Source organism: Kitasatospora sp. NPDC090091 (assembly GCF_044747365.1).
Classification (GTDB): Bacteria; Actinomycetota; Actinomycetes; order Streptomycetales; family Streptomycetaceae; genus Kitasatospora.
On the sequence record NZ_JBIVDY010000015.1, the window covers coordinates 90,752 to 109,572 of the forward strand.

Annotated in this window: 20 protein-coding genes; 11 read left to right on the plus strand and 9 right to left on the minus strand. The window is 73.9% G+C overall.

What is annotated here, in order from left to right; all coding sequences use genetic code 11:
* Window positions 1-53 precede the first annotated feature (53 nt).
* Window positions 54-638: a hypothetical protein gene (locus tag ACIPSC_RS25465; protein ID WP_400828370.1), complete on the minus strand. Its 585-nt coding sequence runs from the start codon at window positions 636-638 to the stop codon at window positions 54-56.
* Window positions 639-1,340: 702 nt separating this feature from the next.
* Entirely contained in the window at window positions 1,341-1,901 is a 561-nt protein-coding gene (locus ACIPSC_RS25470; protein ID WP_400828371.1) for a hypothetical protein, read from the minus strand.
* 266 nt (window positions 1,902-2,167) lie between these two features.
* On the opposite strand from ACIPSC_RS25470, the gene ACIPSC_RS25475 reads away from it, so the two are divergent.
* Window positions 2,168-3,235, plus strand: a complete 1,068-nt coding sequence (locus tag ACIPSC_RS25475; protein WP_400828372.1) for a hypothetical protein — start codon at window positions 2,168-2,170, stop codon at window positions 3,233-3,235.
* 148 nt (window positions 3,236-3,383) lie between these two features.
* On the opposite strand, the gene ACIPSC_RS25480 is transcribed toward ACIPSC_RS25475, so the two are convergent.
* Complete coding sequence (locus ACIPSC_RS25480; protein WP_400828373.1) at window positions 3,384-3,974, minus strand: isochorismatase family protein; 591 nt, start codon at window positions 3,972-3,974, stop codon at window positions 3,384-3,386.
* 198 nt (window positions 3,975-4,172) lie between these two features.
* On the minus strand, window positions 4,173-5,489 hold the full coding sequence (locus ACIPSC_RS25485; protein WP_400828374.1) for a nicotinate phosphoribosyltransferase: 1,317 nt from the start codon (window positions 5,487-5,489) through the stop codon (window positions 4,173-4,175).
* Window positions 5,490-5,644: 155 nt separating this feature from the next.
* Between ACIPSC_RS25485 and clpS the strand changes: the two genes are divergently transcribed.
* The 7 genes from clpS (at window position 5,645) to ACIPSC_RS25520 (ending at window position 10,483) form a co-directional block, all read left to right on the plus strand.
* Entirely contained in the window at window positions 5,645-5,938 is a 294-nt protein-coding gene (clpS, locus tag ACIPSC_RS25490; protein ID WP_400828375.1) for an ATP-dependent Clp protease adapter ClpS, read from the plus strand.
* 121 nt (window positions 5,939-6,059) lie between these two features.
* Window positions 6,060-6,635, plus strand: coding sequence for a DUF2017 domain-containing protein (locus tag ACIPSC_RS25495; protein WP_400828376.1), 576 nt, complete (start codon window positions 6,060-6,062; stop codon window positions 6,633-6,635).
* A gap of 199 nt (window positions 6,636-6,834) precedes the next feature.
* Entirely contained in the window at window positions 6,835-8,295 is a 1,461-nt protein-coding gene (locus ACIPSC_RS25500) for an amino acid permease (RefSeq protein ID WP_400828377.1), read from the plus strand.
* 65 nt (window positions 8,296-8,360) lie between these two features.
* The gene (locus tag ACIPSC_RS25505) at window positions 8,361-8,783 is read left to right on the plus strand and encodes a Mov34/MPN/PAD-1 family protein (RefSeq protein WP_238862776.1); all 423 of its coding nucleotides are present in this window, start codon (window positions 8,361-8,363) and stop codon (window positions 8,781-8,783) included.
* 147 nt (window positions 8,784-8,930) lie between these two features.
* Window positions 8,931-9,050, plus strand: a complete 120-nt coding sequence (locus ACIPSC_RS25510) for a putative leader peptide (RefSeq protein WP_400828378.1) — start codon at window positions 8,931-8,933, stop codon at window positions 9,048-9,050.
* A 104-nt stretch (window positions 9,051-9,154) separates the two neighbouring features.
* Window positions 9,155-9,433, plus strand: a complete 279-nt coding sequence (locus tag ACIPSC_RS25515; protein ID WP_238862775.1) for a MoaD/ThiS family protein — start codon at window positions 9,155-9,157, stop codon at window positions 9,431-9,433.
* An 81-nt stretch (window positions 9,434-9,514) separates the two neighbouring features.
* Window positions 9,515-10,483: a PLP-dependent cysteine synthase family protein gene (locus ACIPSC_RS25520; protein WP_400828379.1), complete on the plus strand. Its 969-nt coding sequence runs from the start codon at window positions 9,515-9,517 to the stop codon at window positions 10,481-10,483.
* 58 nt (window positions 10,484-10,541) lie between these two features.
* Here the strand turns inward: ACIPSC_RS25520 and ACIPSC_RS25525 are convergent, their stop codons facing one another.
* Window positions 10,542-11,000: a type II toxin-antitoxin system PemK/MazF family toxin gene (locus ACIPSC_RS25525; protein WP_400828380.1), complete on the minus strand. Its 459-nt coding sequence runs from the start codon at window positions 10,998-11,000 to the stop codon at window positions 10,542-10,544.
* A gap of 184 nt (window positions 11,001-11,184) precedes the next feature.
* Between ACIPSC_RS25525 and ACIPSC_RS25530 the strand changes: the two genes are divergently transcribed.
* Window positions 11,185-11,376 carry a MarR family transcriptional regulator gene (locus ACIPSC_RS25530; RefSeq protein WP_400828381.1) on the plus strand — a complete coding sequence of 64 codons (192 nt, stop codon included), beginning with the start codon at window positions 11,185-11,187 and terminating at the stop codon, window positions 11,374-11,376.
* 186 nt (window positions 11,377-11,562) lie between these two features.
* Window positions 11,563-12,309 carry an MBL fold metallo-hydrolase gene (locus ACIPSC_RS25535; protein ID WP_400828382.1) on the plus strand — a complete coding sequence of 249 codons (747 nt, stop codon included), beginning with the start codon at window positions 11,563-11,565 and terminating at the stop codon, window positions 12,307-12,309.
* A gap of 65 nt (window positions 12,310-12,374) precedes the next feature.
* Here ACIPSC_RS25535 and ACIPSC_RS25540 read toward each other — a convergent pair whose 3' ends face one another.
* A complete protein-coding gene (locus ACIPSC_RS25540; RefSeq protein WP_400828383.1) occupies window positions 12,375-13,289 on the minus strand; it encodes a branched-chain amino acid transaminase in 915 nt (304 codons plus the stop codon).
* A 143-nt stretch (window positions 13,290-13,432) separates the two neighbouring features.
* Between ACIPSC_RS25540 and ACIPSC_RS25545 the strand changes: the two genes are divergently transcribed.
* Entirely contained in the window at window positions 13,433-14,587 is a 1,155-nt protein-coding gene (locus ACIPSC_RS25545; RefSeq protein WP_400828384.1) for a LuxR C-terminal-related transcriptional regulator, read from the plus strand.
* Between the two features lie 82 nt (window positions 14,588-14,669).
* On the opposite strand, the gene ACIPSC_RS25550 is transcribed toward ACIPSC_RS25545, so the two are convergent.
* The 3 genes from ACIPSC_RS25550 to ACIPSC_RS25560 all read right to left on the minus strand — a co-directional run bounded on the left by ACIPSC_RS25550 (window position 14,670) and on the right by ACIPSC_RS25560 (window position 18,755).
* The gene (locus tag ACIPSC_RS25550; RefSeq protein ID WP_400828385.1) at window positions 14,670-15,971 is read right to left on the minus strand and encodes an LLM class flavin-dependent oxidoreductase; all 1,302 of its coding nucleotides are present in this window, start codon (window positions 15,969-15,971) and stop codon (window positions 14,670-14,672) included.
* Window positions 15,968-17,029 carry an LLM class flavin-dependent oxidoreductase gene (locus tag ACIPSC_RS25555; RefSeq protein ID WP_400828386.1) on the minus strand — a complete coding sequence of 354 codons (1,062 nt, stop codon included), beginning with the start codon at window positions 17,027-17,029 and terminating at the stop codon, window positions 15,968-15,970. The genes ACIPSC_RS25550 and ACIPSC_RS25555 overlap by 4 nt, the downstream gene beginning before the upstream one ends.
* Before the next feature lie 460 nt (window positions 17,030-17,489).
* On the minus strand, window positions 17,490-18,755 hold the full coding sequence (locus ACIPSC_RS25560; RefSeq protein WP_400828387.1) for a PTS transporter subunit EIIC: 1,266 nt from the start codon (window positions 18,753-18,755) through the stop codon (window positions 17,490-17,492).
* Window positions 18,756-18,821 lie beyond the last annotated feature (66 nt).

An 18,821-nucleotide genomic window follows, 5' to 3' on the forward strand; every position in this document is an offset into this window, starting at 1 on the left:
CGCCCGCCGCTCCTCCACCCGCCGGCCCCTCGCCCGCCGCTCGTTTCCCGCAATCACCAGCCGGAGGCCTCGCGCAGCATGGTCCGGCGGAGCCGGCCGGCCACGCTGGCGGTGTCGGTGCCGATGACGTCGGCGATCTCCGGGGCGGCGAGGCCGACCACGTAGTGCAGGATGGCGAGGTCGTCGTCGGGCGGGCGGTCGGCCCGGTCCACGGTGCTCAGGTACGCGCCCCGCCCCGAGCCGGTCCCGCCGTCCGTGGCGCGGCCGCCGGTGCTCCCGCCGTCCGCGGCCGGCCCGTCCGCAGCGAGGCTGTCCGCGGTCCGGCCGTCGTCGTCGGCGGCGGAGCCGGCACCCACTACCCCGCCGGTGCTGTGAGCGGCGACGGTTTCGCGCAGGATCTGCCAGGCGTGCGCCGTAGGATTCGAGCTTCCCAGCAACTCTCGCCAGTGGACGGCTATTTCGGCGAAGGCCTGTTGGACCGCGTCGGCAGCCTCGGCCCGCTCGGGCAGCCAGACCCGGGCATAGCTGAGGTAGCGCGGCCGGTGCAGCTCGCAGAACGCCGCGAACTCCAGCGGTACGGCCGGCGTTTCGCCGAGCCCCGGGGGAGGCTCGGCGCCACTGTCGTGACGATTGGTCATCTCGGCTTCTCGGCAAGTGAGATGGGAATCTGACGGTCGATCATCTGTGCTCACTCTACGGTAGGCGCTCGGTGCGCTGGGTGACCAATCGGATTGAATGCCCAGAAGGTGCCATTGCACGGCCGGTTCCGGTGGTGGCCGGGTGCGGGGCCGGCGGGCCGACGGGTCGGCGCGGGGCGCGCAGGGTGGAGCAAGGGGAGCGGGGAGGCCGGCGGCGGGTGGCGCGGCTGTGGCCGGGGTGACGTGCAGAACTGCCGGGAGCCTTGGTGCGTGGGCGTCGTGGCCGGTTGGCGGGGGGTGGCCGGCGGGGGCGGGCGAGGAGTGGGCGCAGGGCGTTGAGGGGCCACCGTAGGCGGTCCGCCGGATCGCGTCCACACCCGCGGCGTGAAGCCGCACCCGCGCTCCCGGTCGCGCGCGCGGCGGTGGAGGCGGGTGCGGAAGTGGGCGTGCGGGCGTGGGGCGCGCTCCCGTGAGCGGTGGCGCGCCGGGCGGGTGGCGCGGTCGGTGAGGGGGCGTGGCGCGGGCCGGGCGCAGGGCCGTGGCACGAGCCGATGGCAGGGGTGGCCGGGGGTCCGTGGGGCGCTCGCCGGTCGGCCCCGTGAGCGGCGGACGGCCGTCCGGAGCCGCCGTGGAAGGATCGCGGCGGGGTCGGTGACGGGGCGGCGGCGGGGGCGGCAGCGAGGCCTGCGGAGTGACGGTCGATCAGCGCGGCTGTCGGGCCTCCGCGGGTGAGATCCGGTCGTCCGCCACGGCGCACCGTTCGAGCTGGGTGGGGAACGCCTCGACGGCCCGCCGTCGGGCCAGTTCGGCCTTGGCGGCGGCTGCCGCCGTCGCCGCCGCAGCCGCTGCCGCGGTGGCCGCCGCCTCGACCACGTCCACCGCCGAAGCGGCGTGCCTCCCGCCCTCGCGAGCGGCTTCGCCGGTGCTGCGCCGGCCCCGCCCGGCTGCCCGGGCGGCGTGTTCCTCGGCCGCCTCTCTGGCGGCCAGGTAGGCCTGGACGGCGGCCATCCCGTACACCGGCTGGATCAGCTGATGGCCTTTGAAGAAGGGTCTGGCAGGGGCGAATCCGGCGGCGACCACCAGGTCGCGGATCTCGGCTATCTCCGCCTCGCTGCGGGCGGTGAAGCGGACCTCCCAGCCCTTCTTGTACGTATGGCCCTCTGCGCCGCTGCGGCGGGCCGGGTCCGGCCGGCGGACGTATCCGGGCAGGCGGCCGAGGCGGAGCTGGGCCGCGCGGAGGCCGGCGGTCTCGTCACGTGACATGAACTAAGGGTAGGCAATCCAGGGAGCGGGAGTGACGCCCGGGGAGTGTTTTCCGTATGCCCTTGGTCACTCACGGTCAGACGACCTGGTCGTGGGAACAGTGGGTGGTGGGGCAGGAGTAAAGATGACAACCATATAAGCGCCAATACTCCGAATGGGTGAGGGTATGGGGACTTTAGTGCGGAGTGGTCCCGGTTTCGCGACGGTTGGGTAACAGTGCGTCAGGTGGCCGATGAGCGGCTGGAGCTGTTGGGGATGGTGTCCGCATGAGCTACCGGATTCCCTCGCCGCCCCCGTCCCTGGAGGAGCTGGCGAAGCGTCAGCAGAACGTCGTCACCGCCAGCCAGCTGCGCGCCCGGGGCGTGCCGGCCCGGGTCATCACCGAGCACTGCCGCCGGGGCGGCCCCTGGCAGCGGCTGCTGCCCCGGGTCTACCTGCTGCAGTCCGGCGAGCCCACGCCGGAGCAGCGGATGTGGGCCGCCCTGCTCTACGCGGCGCAGAACGGCCGGGAGGAGGGTCGCCGGGAGGGTGCGGTGATCACCGGCACCGCGGCCCTCGCGCTGTACGGCTTCGCGGCGGTGCCCCGGCTGCCCGCCGTCACCGGGGTGGACGTCCTGGTGCCCCGTCAGCGCCGGCTGAAGGACGCCGGCGAGGTCCGGATCCGGCGCACCGAAAGGGAGTTGGTGGCCCGCTCGGTGCACGGCCTGGCCTGTGCGCCGGTGGCCCGGGCGGTGGCCGACGCGCTGGCCGAGTGGACGGCCGACGGGGCCACGGAGGCAGTCGCGGGCGGCTCCGGCGACGGTGCCGCCCCCGCGTTCGGCGCGGGCGTCGCGCTGCCGATCCGCGAGGTGCTGCGGGAGGCCGTGAGCCGTCCCGAGATCCGCTGCACGGTCCGGGAGTTGGCCGCCGAGCTGACCGAGTCCGGCCTGGTCGGCGACGCCCGGGTGCGGGCCGCGCTGGACGAGCTGCTGGCCTCGGAGCGGGAGGCGGTGCTGGAGCGGCTCGAGGCCCTGGTGGACGAGTGGCTGCTGCCCGCCCCGCTGGCCGGGCCCGAGCTGCGGATGCGCGGCGGCACCTACATCGCGGTGCCGGACCTCTACTGGCCGCAGGAGGGCGTCGCCGTCGAGGTGGACTCGGACCTGCGGTGCGTCAGCGAGGGGGAGGCCGCCTGGGTGCGCGGCGGCCAGCACCGGATGGAGTACCTGGGGATCCGGGTGGTCTACCTCTCCGGCGCCCGGCTGGCCGCCGAGCCCGACGCCGTCGGCGCCGAACTGCGGGAGGCCTTCCGGGAGGGCGGCACCGACGTGGTGGAGCTGCTGGTCACCGAGGGCTGACCCGCGGGGACCGGGGCGTTCGCCCCGGCGGCCAGGCGGCCGTCCCCACGGTCAACCCACCCGACCCACCCGCCCCGCCGAATCCGGCGGCCGGGTGACCAGTTGACCGGTCGACCCGGCGGCGGCCCTCACCCCGGCGGCCCGAGGGTCAGCCCTGCACCACCGGCGCGCCGACCAGCTCGACTCCCGCCGCCCGCAGCTCCGCCAGCGCGGCCGCCGTGGTCTCCGGCGCCACCCCGGCCGTGAGGTCCAGCAGGACGCGGGTGGTGAAGCCCGCCCGGGCCGCGTCCAGGGCGGTGGCCTTGACGCAGTGGTCGGTGGCCAGCCCGACCACGTCCACCTCGGTGACCTGACGCTCCCGCAGCCACTCGATCGGCCCGCGGTTGTTCTCGTCCACGCCCTCGAAGCCGCTGTACGCCGCCGAGTAGGCGCCCTTGTCGAAGACCGCCTCGATCGCGCCGGAGGTCACGGACGGGGCGAAGTTGGGGTGGAAGCCCACCCCTTCGGTGCCCGCCACGCAGTGCACCGGCCAGCTGGTGACGTAGTCCGGGTCGTCGGAGAAGTGGTCGCCCGGGTCGACGTGGTTGTCCCGGGTGGCGAGGACGTGGTGGTAGCCGGGGCTGGACTCGGCGATCAGGTCGGTGATCGCGGCGGCGACCTCGGCCCCGCCCGCGACGGCCAGGCTGCCGCCCTCGCAGAAGTCGTTCTGCACATCGACGACGATCAGTGCCCGGTGCATGGCTCGCATCCTCGGTAGTGGGGGACGGTTGCGCTTGTTCTGTGCGCTTCCGGTGGGAACTCTACGGTCGACTGTAGGCAGTGGCACCCGGAGGCGGAAGGCCCGGGAGGGCCCCGCCGTGCACGGACCTCCGCCCGTCCACCGCCGCCCGCCCGCGGCCCGCCGCCGCCCGCCCACCGCCGCCGGGGCCGCCGGCTGTCAGAGGATCAGTTCGGTCGGCAGCACCGGGTCACCCTTGGAGAGCTGGGTGGCCGACAGCGGCAGGCCCGCCCGCGCCCGGACGTGCCGCTCGCGCGCCGCGCTCAGCGGCTCCCGGCCGACCACCTCGCCGGCCAGCACCAGCGGCACCTGCACCACGTGCGGCTCCAGCTCGGCCGGGACCGGCCCGGTGCCGACCACCTCGGCCTCGGCGACCCCGTCCGCGTCGGGGCGGCGGGCCGCCCACTTGCGTCCGCCGATGCTGGTCTTGCCGCCCGCCGCCCGCTTGGCGACGGGGACCAGCGGACCGTCCGCGGTCGCGGCCCGCGCGACCAGCTTGTAGACCATCGCGCAGGTCGGGTGCCCGCTGCCGGTGACCAGGCTGGTGCCGACGCCGTAGCCGTCGACGGGGGCGGCCGCCAGCGCGGCGATCGCGTACTCGTCCAGGTCCGAGGTGACGATGATCTTCGTCTGGTGGGCGCCGAGCTCGTCCAGCTGGCGGCGGACCCGGTGGGCGAGCAGGGTGAGGTCACCCGAGTCGATCCGGACCGCGCCCAGCTTGGGGCCGGCCACCTCGACGGCGGTGCGCACCGCCTCGCGCAGGTCGTAGGTGTCGACCAACAGCGTGGTGCCCTTGCCCATCGAGGCGATCTGCGCCCGGAACGCGTCCCGCTCGCTGTCGTGCACCAGCGTGAACGCGTGCGCCGCGGTGCCGGTGGTCGGGATGCCGTGGGTGAATCCGGCCTGCAGGTCCGAGGTGGCGGAGAAGCCCGCCACGTACGCGGCGCGGGCGGCCGAGACCGCGGCCTGCTCGTGGGCGCGCCGGGCCCCCATCTCGATCACCGGGCGCTCGCCGGCGGCGGACGTCATCCGGGAGGCGGCGGCCGCGATCGCCGAGTCGAAGTTGAGGATCGACAGGATCACCGTCTCCAGGATCACCGCCTCGGCGAAGGTGCCCGAGACCGTGAGCAGCGGCGAGCCGGGGAAGTAGACCTCGCCCTCGGGGTAGCCGTGGACGTCCCCGGTGAACCGGTAGTCGGCCAGGTAGCGCAGCGTGTCGTCGTCGACCACGCCCTGGCCGGCCAGCCAGTCGAGCTGTGCCGCGGTGAAGCGGAAGTTCTCGACGGCGTCCAGCACCCGGCCGGTTCCGGCCATCACGCCGTACCGGCGGCCGCTCGGGAGGCGGCGGGTGAACACCTCGAAGACGGAACGGCGGTGCGCCGCTCCGCTGCGCAGGGCGGCCTGCAGCATGGTGAGCTCGTAGCGGTCGGTGAGCAGCGCGGTCGAACCGGCCGCGGGCACTGAAGTGGCGTCCATGGAGATGATGCTACTACCACTTAGCGTCAGAGTGACGATTTCTCTTTCCGGGCCGTCGCGAGCCCCGGGGGGTGGAATCGCCCGGAGGTCCCCCGGATGGCAGCATGGGGGCTGAAGGGGTATGTGCGAGAAGAGCGGCTGAGAGGAACCCGGCGGTGAGTGTCGCGCCCGTGGAGATCGAGCGCCCGGAGGTCGAAGGCCTGCCGGTGACGGAGCCGGACACGCCCTGGGTGACCATCGTGCACAACGACCCGGTCAACCTGATGAGCTACGTCCAGTACGTCTTCCAGGCCTACTTCGGCTATCCGAAGGACAAGGCCCGGAAGCTGATGATGGAGGTGCACAACAAGGGCCGGGCGGTGGTCTCCAGCGGTTCGCGCGAGGAGATGGAGCGCGACGTGCAGGCGATGCACGGCTACGGGCTCTGGGCCACGCTGCAGCACGACTGACGCGCCGGGCGCACCGGTGCGAGCGGCGCGGCCGGCACGGCCGGGCGGCGCCCCGGGCCCCGCACCCTGCGCACCACCACCGAAGACGACCGAGACGACGAAGACGGGCTGACCGATACAGATGGCTGGGTTGTTCGAGAGTGCCGGCGGCGGCAGTGCGGTGATCGCGCTGGACGAGTGGGAGGCCTCGATCCTCCGCTCCCTGGAAGTGCAGCTGCTGGAGCGGATCGGCCCGGGCCCGGGCGGCGAGGGCGGTGACCCGCTCGCCGCGCTCTTCGCCGAGGGCCCGACCGAGGCGCCCGCCGACCCGGCGATGGCCCGGCTCTTCCCCGACGCGTACGGGGAGCCGGGGGAGCGGCCGGACGCCGAGAGCGAGGCGGCCTCCAGCGAGTTCCGCCGCTACACCGAGCTCGACCTGCGCGCCCGCAAGCGCGAGGACGCGCTCCAGGTGGTCCGGGCGCTGGACGGGCTCGGCGGCGAGGGCGGGGTGCTCAAGCTGCCCGCGGCCGACTGCCTGCGCTGGCTCGGCGCGCTGAACGACCTGCGGCTGACCCTGGGCGTGCTGCTGGACGTCACCGAGGAGGACGAACAGGGCCTCTACAACCTGCCGGACACCGACGAGCGCAAGCCGCTGGTGATGGCCTACCTGTGGCTCGGCGCGCTCCAGGAATCGCTGCTGGAGGCGATCGCGGACTGACCCGCCGGCCCGATCCTGCCCGGTTCTCCGGGCGCCCCGACCCCCTGTCCGCATGCTGGACGGGGGGTCTGGTCATATCCGTCAGAATCGGGCGAAACCATGCGACTCCATGCTCAAATGTCGCTCAGATGGTCACCGGTATCCGGACCCTGCGTGGTACGACTGCTCCACCCCACGAGAACCACCAGGACGGTGCACCATGGCCGAGCAGCTGTACGACCAAGAGGTCCATACCGGGCCCGCCGCGCAGGACGAGGAGGGCTACCAGCGTGGGCTGGGCAGCCGCCAGATCCAGATGATCGCCATCGGCGGCGCCATCGGAACCGGCCTCTTCCTCGGCGCCGGCACCGCGATCTCCAAGTCCGGACCGAGCCTGATCCTGTCGTACGCAGTGGCCGGCGTGGTGATCTTCGCGATCATGCGGGCGCTCGGCGAACTGCTCACCTACCGCCCGGTCTCCGGCAGCTTCGCCGAGTACGCGCGGGAGTTCCTCGGCCCGTTCGCCGGCTACGTGACCGGCTGGACGTACTGGCTGTTCTGGGTCGTCACCGGCATGGCGGAGACCACCGCGGCCGCCGTCTACGTGAAGTTCTGGGCGCCGGGCATCCCGCAGTGGGTCAGCGCGCTCACCTTCCTGGTGGTCCTCTACGCGGCCAACCTGATCTCGGTGAAGCTGTTCGGCGAGATCGAGTTCTGGTTCTCCATGGTCAAGGTCACCGCCATCATCGGCATGATCCTGATCGGCATCGGCGTGCTCACCCTCGGCTTCAGCGACGCCGGTGACACCGCGTCGCTCTCCCACCTCTGGGCGGACGGCGGCTTCTTCCCCAAGGGCATCGGCGCCACCGTGATGACCCTGCAGATCGTCATGTTCGCCTACCTGGGCGTCGAACTCGTCGGCGTCACCGCCGGCGAGAGCGAGGACCCGCAGAAGACCCTGCCGCGCGCCATCAACACCCTGCCGTGGCGCATCGCGCTGTTCTACATCGGCGCCCTGGTGGTCATCCTCGCGCTGGTCCCGTGGACCGAGTTCCAGCCCGGCGTCAGCCCGTTCGTCGCCGCCTTCGGCAAGATCGGCATCCCCGCCGCGGCCGGCATCATCAACTTCGTGGTGCTCACCGCCGCGCTCTCCTCCTGCAACTCCGGCATGTACTCCACCGGCCGGATGCTGCGCGACCTCGCGCTGCGCGGCCAGGCCCCCAAGGGGCTGACCACCCTCAACTCCCGCCGCACGCCCGCCGCCGCGATCACCCTCTCCTGCGCGCTGATGGGCCTCGGCGTGCTGCTCAACGCCTTCGTCCCGGCGCGGGCGTTCGAGTACATCACCTCGGTCGCCACCGTCTGCGGGCTCTGGACCTGGGCGATGATCCTGATCAGCCAGATCCGCTACCGCCGGGCCTGGACGAGCGGCCGGCTGCCGGCGCCCACCTTCAAGGCGCCCGGCGGCGTCTGGAGCAGCTGGGCCGCGCTCGCCTTCCTCGCCATGGTGGTCGTGCTGATCGCGCTGGACGAGGACAACCGGATCTCGCTCTACGTCTTCCCCTGCTGGGCCGTGGTCCTGGTGATCGGCTACCAGGTGCTCAAGCGCCGCCGCCCGGAGGCCGTCGACGCGGTCGACGCCGTCGCCGACGACCAGCTGCAGGCCGCGAGCGGCAGCTGACCGACAGGTGGACCACGCCGTGGACGCCCGGCGGCCGGCCGCCGCGGCGTGGCTATCCTGACCGCATGCTGACCATCACCAGAGAACTGCGCGACGCGATCGTCGCCCACGCCCGCGCCGACCACCCGGACGAGGCCTGCGGTGTGGTCGCCGGGCCGGCCGGCACCGGTCGGCCCGAGCGGTTCGTCCCGATGCTCAACGCCGCCCGCTCGCCCACCTTCTACGAGTTCGACTCGGGCGACCTGCTCAAGCTCTACCGCGAGATGGACGAGCGGGACGAGGAGCCCGTGATCGTCTACCACTCGCACACCGCGACCGAGGCCTACCCCTCGCGCACCGACGTGAGCTACGCCTCCGAGCCGTTCGCCCACTACGTCCTGGTCTCCACCGCCGAGGGCAACGGCCCCGACGACCCGTACCAGTTCCGCTCGTTCCGCATCGTGGACGGCGAGATCACAGAGGAAGACGTCCAGGTCGTCGAGGCCTGAGCGGGCCTGGCCAGCACCCACCTGGACGCGGCCCGCCGACCTCCCCGAGCGGTCGGCGGGCCGTTCCGTCTCACCACGGGAAACGGAAACATCCGGATCCCGAGACGGGCATGTCCCCGCAGGGCCGGGAATCTATACGATGAGCCCATGCGTTCCGTCGATGTGAGCATCCAGGCCCCGGGCACCCGCCTCGTGGCGCGCCTGCACATCGACCTGTGCCGGCACGCCGGTGCGATCTGTCCCCGCACGCCGGCGCGCGCTCGCTGAGCAGCCCGCCCAGGCCCGCCGCAGGCCTTGCGCCGCGGGCCCACCCCGCCCTGCCGCGACCGCTGCGGCCCATCCCACCTCACGACTCGCACAGGAGCGCACCCATGGCCATCGAGGTCCGCATCCCGACCATCCTCCGCACCTACACCGACGGCGCCAAGGCCGTCGAGGGCACCGGCAGCAACCTCGGGGAACTCTTCCAGGACCTCGACGCCCGCCACCCGGGCATCGCCGCCCGTCTGCTGGAGGGCGGCGAGCTGCGCCGCTTCGTCAACGTCTACCTGAACGACGAGGACGTCCGCTTCCTGGAGGGCATCTCCACCGCCGTCGCCGACGGCGACAGCGTCACCATCCTGCCCGCCGTGGCCGGCGGCGCCCGCTGACCTCCCGCGCTCCCGCCCGCCGGCCGCGCGGGCGGGAGCGCAGCCGCCCCCAACCCTCACCGCCGTTGCCGGAGGCCCCCCTTGCGTTACGACAGCCCGCTCGAAGCCGTCGGCAACACCCCGCTGGTCCGCCTGCCACGCATCTCCGCCGCCGTCCCCGGCAACACCGAGGGCCTGGTCACCCTCTGGGCCAAGCTGGAGGACCGCAACCCCACCGGGTCCATCAAGGACCGCCCGGCGCTGCACATGATCGAGCGCGCCGAGGCCGCCGGGGTGCTCACCCCCGGCTGCACCATCCTGGAGCCCACCAGCGGCAACACCGGCATCTCGCTCGCCATGGCCGCCAAGCTCAAGGGCTACCGGATGGTCTGCGTGATGCCGGAGAACACCAGCGAGGAGCGCCGCGAACTGCTGCGGATGTGGGGCGCCGAGATCATCCCCTCCCCGGCGGCCGGCGGCTCCAACACCGCGGTGCGGATGGCCAAGGAGATCGCCGCCGAGCACCCCGACTGGGTGATGCTCTACCAGTACGGAAACCCGGACAACGCCGGCGCCCACTACGCCACCACCGGTCCGGAGATCCTCGCCGACCTGCCGACCGTCACCCACTTCGTGGCCGGCCTCGGCACCACCGGCACCCTGATGGGCACCGGCCGCTTCCTGCGCGAGAAGGTCCCCGGTGTGCAGATCGTCGCCGCCGAGCCGCGCTACGACGACCTGGTCTACGGCCTGCGCAACCTCGACGAGGGCTTCGTCCCCGAGCTGTACGACGCCGAGGTGCTCACCACCCGCTTCTCGGTCGGCTCCGCCGACGCCGTCCGCCGCACCCGCGAACTCCTCCAGCAGGAGGGCATCTTCGCGGGCGTTTCGACCGGCGCGATCCTGCACGCCGCGATCGGCGCCGGCCGCAAGGCCGCCGCGGCCGGGCAGCGCGCGGACATCGTCTTCGTCGTCGCGGACGGCGGCTGGAAGTACCTCTCCACCGGCATCTACACCGCCGAGTCGACCGAGGCCGCGGTCGAGGCCCTGCAGGGCCAGCTCTGGGCCTGACGCCCCAGGGCGCGAGCCCCGCCCGGGGCGCCGGCTCGAGCCCCGGGAGCAGGGCGTCTCAGGACTGAAGGGCCCGCTGCGCGCGGGTCCAGATCTGCCGGTCCACCTCGCCGGCCCGGCGGCGGAAGGCGCCGAGCGGCACCTCGCGCAGCTCGTCCGTCTCCAGCCAGCTGGCCCGGCCCTGGCGGTCGCCCACCGAGCCGGGCGGCAGCGGCAGCACCCCCGGGCGCTCGGCGTGGTGCTTGCTGGTGATCTTCGCGACGGTCGCGGTCCGCCCGTTCACCCGCAGCACCAGGCAGGGGCGGTCCTTCGCCCCGGGGCCGTCCTCGAACGGCACCTCCGCCCACCAGATCTCCTGCGGCGCCGGGCCCGGGCGGCCCTTCGCCGGACGCGGCCGCGGCGGCGCCGGCCGCACGGGCACCCGGCTCTCCCGCCGGCGGGCCCGGACCCGGGCCCCAACCAGGGCGGCCACCGCCGCGGCGACCGTCCAGAGCGCGAGCCACCAGTAGTTGGTCATGCGGCGAACCGTACCGGGCCCCCACCCGCCACCACCACCGTTGCCGGCGTGACATTCGGTGATTTGTCCGTGTCCTGCTCCCGGTTCGTCACGGTATGACCACAGCGTCCGTTCTGCGGTGGCGCCGCCGCGGGTGCCGGAAAGGCTGATCGTGCACGCCCCCACGCACCGCGGAGGTGACCCCGTGAGCCGCAGCACCGACCTGTGGTCGTACGCCGAGATCGCCCGCCACATCAACGTCCAGCCGGAGACCGTCCGCAACTACCGCCGGCACGGCCTGCTGCCCGACCCGGACGTCGTCGACGACAGCGGGCACCCCCGCTGGCACGCCGACACCATCCGCGCCTGGGCCCGCGGGCGCCCCGGCCACCGCTGATCAGCCGTTCCGCCCCCGCCCCCGGCGTTCTGGTGATTCCAGCCACAGCGCGGCACGGAGACGGGGGCAAAGTGCCCCTCCGCCCTTACCCTCGACACACGCGAGGGCAGTGCTACCGGCCGGTTCACCCGGCCCGCACTGCCATGACCAGTGGCAGCCAGGACGTGTCGGGGCGGAGGGGCTCGGATGAAACTGACCGTGGTGGGGTGCTCGGGGAGCTTCCCGTCCGCCGATTCGCCCTGCTCCAGCTACCTCGTGGAGGCCGACGGCTACCGCCTCGTGCTCGACCTCGGCAACGGCGCCCTCGGCGCCCTGCAGAAGTACGCCGACATCTACCAGGTCGACGCCGTCCTGCTCAGCCACCTGCACGCCGACCACTGCGTCGACCTGTGCGCCTACTGGGTCGCCCGGAACTACCGCGCCGAGGGATGTCCGGATCCGATGCCCGTCTACGGACCGGCCGGCACCGCCGAGCGGCTGGCCCGCGCCTACGACATGCCGGAGAACCCCGGCATGAAGGAGGTCTTCGACTTCCGCACCCTCACCCCCGGCAGCTTCGACCTCGGCCCGTTCCGGATCGGCGTCGCCCAGGTCAACCACCCCGTCGACGCCTTCGCCTTCCGGATCGAACACGCCGGCCGCAGCCTCGTCTACTCCGGCGACACCGGCGAGAGCGCCGATCTCGTCGAGCTCGCCCGCGACACCGACCTCTTCCTCTGCGAGGCCGCCTACATCGACGGCCGCGACACCTACCGCGCCGTCCACCTCAACGGCCGCGAGGCCGGCGAGCACGCCACCGCCGCGGGCGCCCGCCGGCTCGTCCTCACCCACATCCCGCCGTGGACGGACGCCGAGCGCAACCGCCGGGACGCCGAGGGCGCCTACGCGGGCCCGGTCGAGGTCGCCCGGGCCGGGGCCGTCTACGAGATCTGAGGCGGCCGGCCCCGCTTTGCCGGGGCTCCCCGATCCTCCTCAGGGCTCCCCGGGCGCCGAAGGTGTCATTCCACCGGCGTCAGCCAGTGCCGGTAGCGCGGATCGGCGCCCGACACCGCCGCCTCGTACGCCCCCTGCAGCCGCGCCGTCAGCGGACCGGGGGCCGCCGGCAGCTCGCGGTCGTCGAGCGAGCGCACCGGGACGACACCCGCCGCCGTCCCGCAGACGAACACCTCGTCCGCCGCGTAGAGGTCCGAGCGCAGCATGGCCTCCACCCGCACCGGCACCCCCAGGCCGCGGGCCAGCTCCAGCACCGTGTCCTGGGTGATGCCCTCCAGCGCGCCCGCGCTCGCCGGGGGCGTCCGCAGGACACCGTCGCGCACCGCGAACACGTTCTCGCCGGTGCACTCGCTCACCGAACCGTCCGGGCCCAGCAGCAGCGCCTCGTCGTACCCCGCGTCGGTCGCCTCCCGGCGGGCCAGCACCGAGTTCAGGTACGGGCCGGTCGCCTTCGCGGCCGGCGGCACCGCGTTCGCGTCGTTCCGCCGCCAGCTGCTCGTCTTGACCCTGATCCCGCCCCCGCCGGCAGGGAGTTGGGGCTGCCAGTGCCAGCTCGCGATCGCCGTCGTGGTCGGCGAGAAGCGCATGTCCAGGCCCATCGAGCCGTAGCCCAGGAAGGCGAAGTGCCGAAGGTAGCAGTCGCGGTGGCCGTTGGCGCGCACCAGCTCGACCGTTGCCTTGGTCAAGTCGGCAACACTGTAGGGGAGTTCCATTCGCAGCATGCGCGCACTGCGGTCCAGCCGGCGCAGGTGCTCGGGCAGCCGGAACACCGCCGGGCCGTCCGCCGTGGCGAACACCCGGGTGCCCTCCAACACCCCGGTCCCGTAGTGCAGTCCGTGCGTCAGGACGTGCGTCTGCGCCGCCTGCCAGGGCACCAGCGCGCCGTCCAACCAGATCGTCGAAGCTTCGGAAAGAGCCATGCGGCCCATCCTGGCCACCGCTCCGCCGCAGGTCAGCCGTACCGCCACGACCGGAACCGGCCATGACCGGGAGCGGAAGCGGCGCCGTCTCGCCCCTCGGAAACCCCCGCCCGCGCGGCCGCCCGCTCACTACGCTGCCGCCGATGGAGAGCTCCGCCGGCCACCACGACAGCGACGCCACCCGGCTCTACGCCCGCCTGCTCGCCGAACCCGGCCGGCCGCCGACCGCCCCCGGGCCGGGCTGGGACGAGCACCGCCTCGCGGCCGCCACCGCCGAACTGCTCGGCCTCGGACTGCTCCAGCCCACCGCCGCCACCCCGACCGCCGGGGCCGCCACGGGCACGACGCCGGCCGGGAGCGCGGAGAACGCCGGGGCCGGCGGCGGCGCCGGGGCCGCCACGGACGCCGGGAGCCACGCCGTGGTCTCCGTCGACACCGCCGTCCGCCAACTGCTGCTCGACACCGACACCCAGGTCACCGCCCTGGTCGAGGCGCTGCGCCGGGCCCGCGACTCGGTGGACCGCCTGCACACCGGCTACCTGCCGCTCCAGCACCGCCACCACACCGGCACCGCCCTCGAACTGGTCCGCGGCGCCGACCGGATCGCCGCCCTGCTGGAGGACTCCGCCCGCGGCGCCCGCACCGAGGCCCTCTCGCTCCGCCCCGGCCAGGACCTCTCCGGCCCCGCGCTGGCGGGCAAGCTCGCCCGCGAACGCCTCGCCCTCGCCCACGGTGCCGCCCTACGGACCATCTACCCGGCCGCCGTGCTGCGCCGGCCGGCCGTCCTCGCGCACGTCCGGGAGCTCACCGCGGCCGGCGCGCGGATCAGGGCCGCCCACTCGCTGCCGCTCTGGCTCATCGTGGTCGACGCCCGCCTGGCGATCCTGCCCGCGCCGGGTTCGGGCTCGCCCGGCTCCGGCTCCGGCTCCGGGGAAGGTTCCGGCACGGGCTCCGGTGCGGGCTCCGGCCCGGGGGAGGGCGCGGGCGCGACGGCGGAGCAGGCGGCCGTGGTGGTGCGCGAGCCGGCCCTTGTCGCGCTGGTGGCGGAGCTGTTCGAGTACTTCTGGTCGGCGGCCTGGACGCCGCCCGAACTCCTGCCCGGAGCATCGGCGATGACGGATCGCCACAACGAGGTGCTGCGGATGCTGGCGGCCGGGCTGACCGATGCGGCGATCGCCCGGAAGCTGGAGGTCTCCGAGCGGACGGTGCGCCGGCTGGTGGCCGATCTGACCGCCGACCTGGGCGCGGAGAGCCGCTTCCAGGCCGGCGTGTACGCCGCCCGCCTCGGCCGGATCTGAGGCCGCCGGTACCCTGCGCACCGGCACCGGTGGCGGCCTCGGATCCGGCCGGAACCCGGGCTCGCCGGGCAGGCCGTACGGCTCAGCGCCGTGCGGGCACGGGCAGGCCGGGCACGGGCAGGCCGAGGTGCTCGCGCAGCGTCGTCCCGGTGTACTCGGTGCGGAACACCCCGCGCTCCTGCAGCAGCGGCACCACCCGGTCGACGAACTCGTCCAGTCCGCCCGGGGTGAGGTGCGGGACCAGGATGAAGCCGTCCGCCGCGTCGCTCTGCACGTGTGCGTCGAGCTGGGCGGCGACCGCCTCCGGCGTGCCGACGAAGGACTGCCGGCCGGTCACCTCGATCACCAGCTCGCGGCTGGTGAGCCGCTTCTCGGCCGCCACCGCCCGCCACCGGGCGGCGATCTCGCGGGGATCGCCGAGCCTGGTCCGGCCCTGGACGACGGTGCTGTCCACCACCGGGTCGGCCGCGGGCAGCGGTCCGTCCGGGTCGTGGCCGGAGAGGTCGATGCCCCAGATCTGCTCCAGGTGGGCGATCGCGGTCAGCGGCCCGACCTGGGCGCGGCGGATCTCGGCGGCGCGCTCGGCCGCCTCGGCCTCGGTGTCGCCGAGGACGTAGGTGACGCCCGGCATGATCTTCAGCTCGTCCGGCTTGCGCCCGTACGCGGCCAGCCGTCGCTTCACGTCGGCGTGGAAGGCCTGGCCGGCGGCGAGGGTGGAGTGCCGGCTGAACACGACGTCGGCGGTGGCGGCGGCGAACTCCCGCCCCTCGTCGGAGTCCCCCGCCTGGATCACCACCGGGTGGCCCTGCGGGGGCCGGGGCAGCGAGAGCCGGCCCTCGACGTCGAACTGCGGGCCGCGGTGCCGGACGGTGTCACCCTCGGCGTCCCAGAACTCCCGCGCCAGCTGGACGAATTCGGCAGCGCGGGTGTACCGGTCGGCGCGGTCGAGGTAGCCGCCGCGGCGGAAGTTCTCCCCGGTGAAGGCGTCCGAGGAGGTGACCACGTTCCAGGCCGCCCGGCCGCCGGAGAGGTGGTCGAGCGAGGCGAACCGCCGCGCCAGTTCGTACGGCTCGTTGAAGGTGGCGTTGACCGTGGCGGCGAGTCCGAGCCGGCCGGTGACGGCGGCGAGCGCGTTCAGCACGGTGATCGACTCGGGCCGCCCGACGACGTCCAGGTCGTGGATGCGGCCCTTGACCTCGCGCAGTCGCAGCCCCTCGGCGAGGAACAGGAAGTCGAACAGCCCGCGCTCGGCGGTCTCGGCGAGGTGCCGGAACGAGGAGAACTCGATCTGGCTCCGCGACTGCGGATCGGTCCACACCGTGGTGTTGTTGACGCCGGGGAAGTGCGCGGCGAGGTGGATCTGCTTGAGCGGTCGGTCCGTCATCGGGTCACCTCGAAGGCGGTGGTGGCAGGGGTGGCGGTCGCGGAGGCCGCGGGCACGGTGGCGGCGAGGGCGTAGCGGCCGGCCGGGCGGTCCAGGCCGAGGTGGTCGCGCAGGGTGCGGCCGGTGTAGCCGGTGCGGAAGAGGCCGTGCCCGCGCAGGGCGGGGACGACCCGGTCGGCGACGGCGGCGAGGTCGCGGTCCGGGTCGGCGGGCACCAGGTGGAAGCCGTCGACGCCGCCCGCGCCCGCGGTGAGCTCGCCGGTCAGGGCGGCGACCGCGTCGTCGTCGGGGAGTGCGGCGTTCAGCCGGGCGAGGATCCGCGGGCCCTCGCCGGCCCGCAGCCGTAGCTCGGTGGCGGCGGCCAGCCGGGTCGCCCGGTCGGGGGCGTCCAGCAGGACGACGTCCGCGTAACGGGCGGCGGTCTCGACCCGGGCCCGGCCGCCGGCCGGGGCGTCCGGCGCGAGGTCGGCGGCGGCGACCGCCACCGCCACCACCGGCCGGCCCTGCGGTGGCCGCGGGGTGATGGACGGGCCGCGGACCGAGAAGTGGGCGCCCTCGAAGTCGATGTGGTGGAGCTTGTCGCGGTCGATGAACCGGCCGGTCGCGGCGTCGCGGATCTCCGCGTCGTCCTCCCAGCTGTCCCAGAGCCGCACCGCGACCTCGGCGGCCTCCGCGGCCTCGGCCCAGAGCACGTCGGCCGGTGCGACGTCCTTGCGGCCGAACGCCCTGGCCTCGGCCTCGGTGTCGGAGACCCCGACCAGCCAGCCGGCCCGGCCCTCGCTCACCCAGTCCAGGGTGTTGACCGAGGTGGAGGTGTGGAACGGCTCGGTGTGGGTGGTGGTCACGGTCGGGACGAGGCCGAGCCCGCGCGTCAGCGGCGCGATCCGGGCGAAGGTCGCGAGGGCGTCGAGTCGGCGCGGTTCGGGGGTGTAGGAGTCGTCGAGGGTGACGAAGTCGAGGGCGGCCCGCTCGGCGAGGCGGGCGAGGGCGGTGAAGCGCCCGGCGTCGAAGCGGCCGGGGCTGTCGAGGGCAGCGGACAGGTGCAGCTGGCGGGGCATGGTGGGGCCTTGACTTTCCTCGTGCGGGGGTGCGCAGGGGCGCACGGAGCGCAGACGGGTACGTGGCGGCGGCCCGGGGGAGCGGGCGGTGCGGGCGGACCCGGGACGGGAGGCGGGCCGGGCGCGGCGGGACGTCAGCCGGGCGGCGGCGGGGGAACGGTCAGGTCAGGCGCAACACGCCGCCGACCACACGCGACCGAAGTCGATGTGGCTGCGGGAGACCAGGATGCGCCGGGCGTTCACCGGATCAGTTGACCAGCGATCTCGTCGGTTCGTCAACCGCCGTCTCAGCCGGCGTCTCAGCCCTCGTCCCGGCGGCGGCCCGGCGGCGGCCCGGCCGCGGACCCGCCGCGGACCCGCCCCCGGCCGGTGCCCCGGAACGCCGAACGGCCCCGCCCCGCCGCCTGGGGGAGCAGGCGGCGGGGCGGGGCCGTGAGCGGCGCCGGGGAGGTGACGGGCGTTACGCCTTGGTCACGTCCTCGATCTCGTCGTCGTCCTCGCGACCGGGGGTCTTGAGGTTGAACTTGACGATCGCGAAGCGGAACACGAAGTAGTAGATCGCGCCGAAGACCAGGCCGATCGGGATGATCAGCAGCGGCTTGGAGGCCAGGTGGAAGTTGATCGCGTAGTCGATCAGGCCGGCCGAGAAGCTGAAGCCGTCGTGGACGCCGAGGGCCCAGGTCACCGCCATCGAGACGGCGGTCAGGACGGCGTGCACGGCGTAGAGCGCCGGGGCGATGAAGAGGAAGGTGAACTCGATCGGCTCGGTGACACCGGTGACGATGCTGGTGAGGGCGAGCGAGGTCATCATGCCCAGGACGACCTTGCGGCGCTCCGGACGGGCGGCGTGGGCGATGGCCAGCGCGGCGGCGGGCAGCGCGAACATCATGATCGGGAAGAAGCCGGACATGAACTGGCCGGCGGTCGGGTCGCCCGCCAGGAAGCGGTTGATGTCGCCGTGGACGACGGTGCCGTCGGCCGCGGTGTAGTCGCCGGTCTGGAACCACGCGTAGGTGTTGACGAACTGGTGCATGCCGATCGGGATCAGCGCGCGGTTGATCAGGCCGAAGATGCCGGCGCCGGCCGCGCCCGCGCCCACCAGGCCGTCGTTGACGTTGGAGATCGCGTCACCGATCGGCTGCCAGCAGAGGCCGAACAGCACGCCCAGGCCGGTGCCGACGAAGGCCATGATGATCGGCACCAGGCGGCGGCCGTTGAAGAAGCCCAGCCAGTCGACCAGCTTGGTGCGGTGGAACTTCTGCCAGAGGATCGCGGAGAGCAGGCCGACGACGATGCCGCCGAGCACGCCCGGGTTCTGCGGGACGCCCTTGGGCACGGCCTCGGTGACACTGCCGTCGGCCGGGAAGGCGGTCAGCACGTTCTTGAAGACGAGGTAGCCGACCAGCGCGGCGAGCGCGGTGGAGCCGTCCGCCTTCTTGGCGTAACCGATGGCGATGCCGACGCAGAACAGCAGCGGCAGGGCACCGGTGATCGCGGTGCCGGCGGCGCCGAAGACCTCGACCAGCTTCGCCGGGAAGTGCCAGCTCTCGTGGACGTCCGGCTGGCCCAGGCGAGCCAGCAGACCGGCCGCGGGCAGCACGGCGATGGGGAGCTGGAGGCTGCGGCCGACCTTCTGGAGGCCGGGGAGGAGGCCGGAGCCGAACTTCTTGGCCGGGGCCGGGGCCGGAGCCGCGGCGGGCGCCGGTGCCTGCGCAGACTGACTCATGGGGGTGGGTTCCTAACGGCAGGGCGGGTCGGTCGGGGGTAGGTGCACAGGGGGCCGAACCGCGAA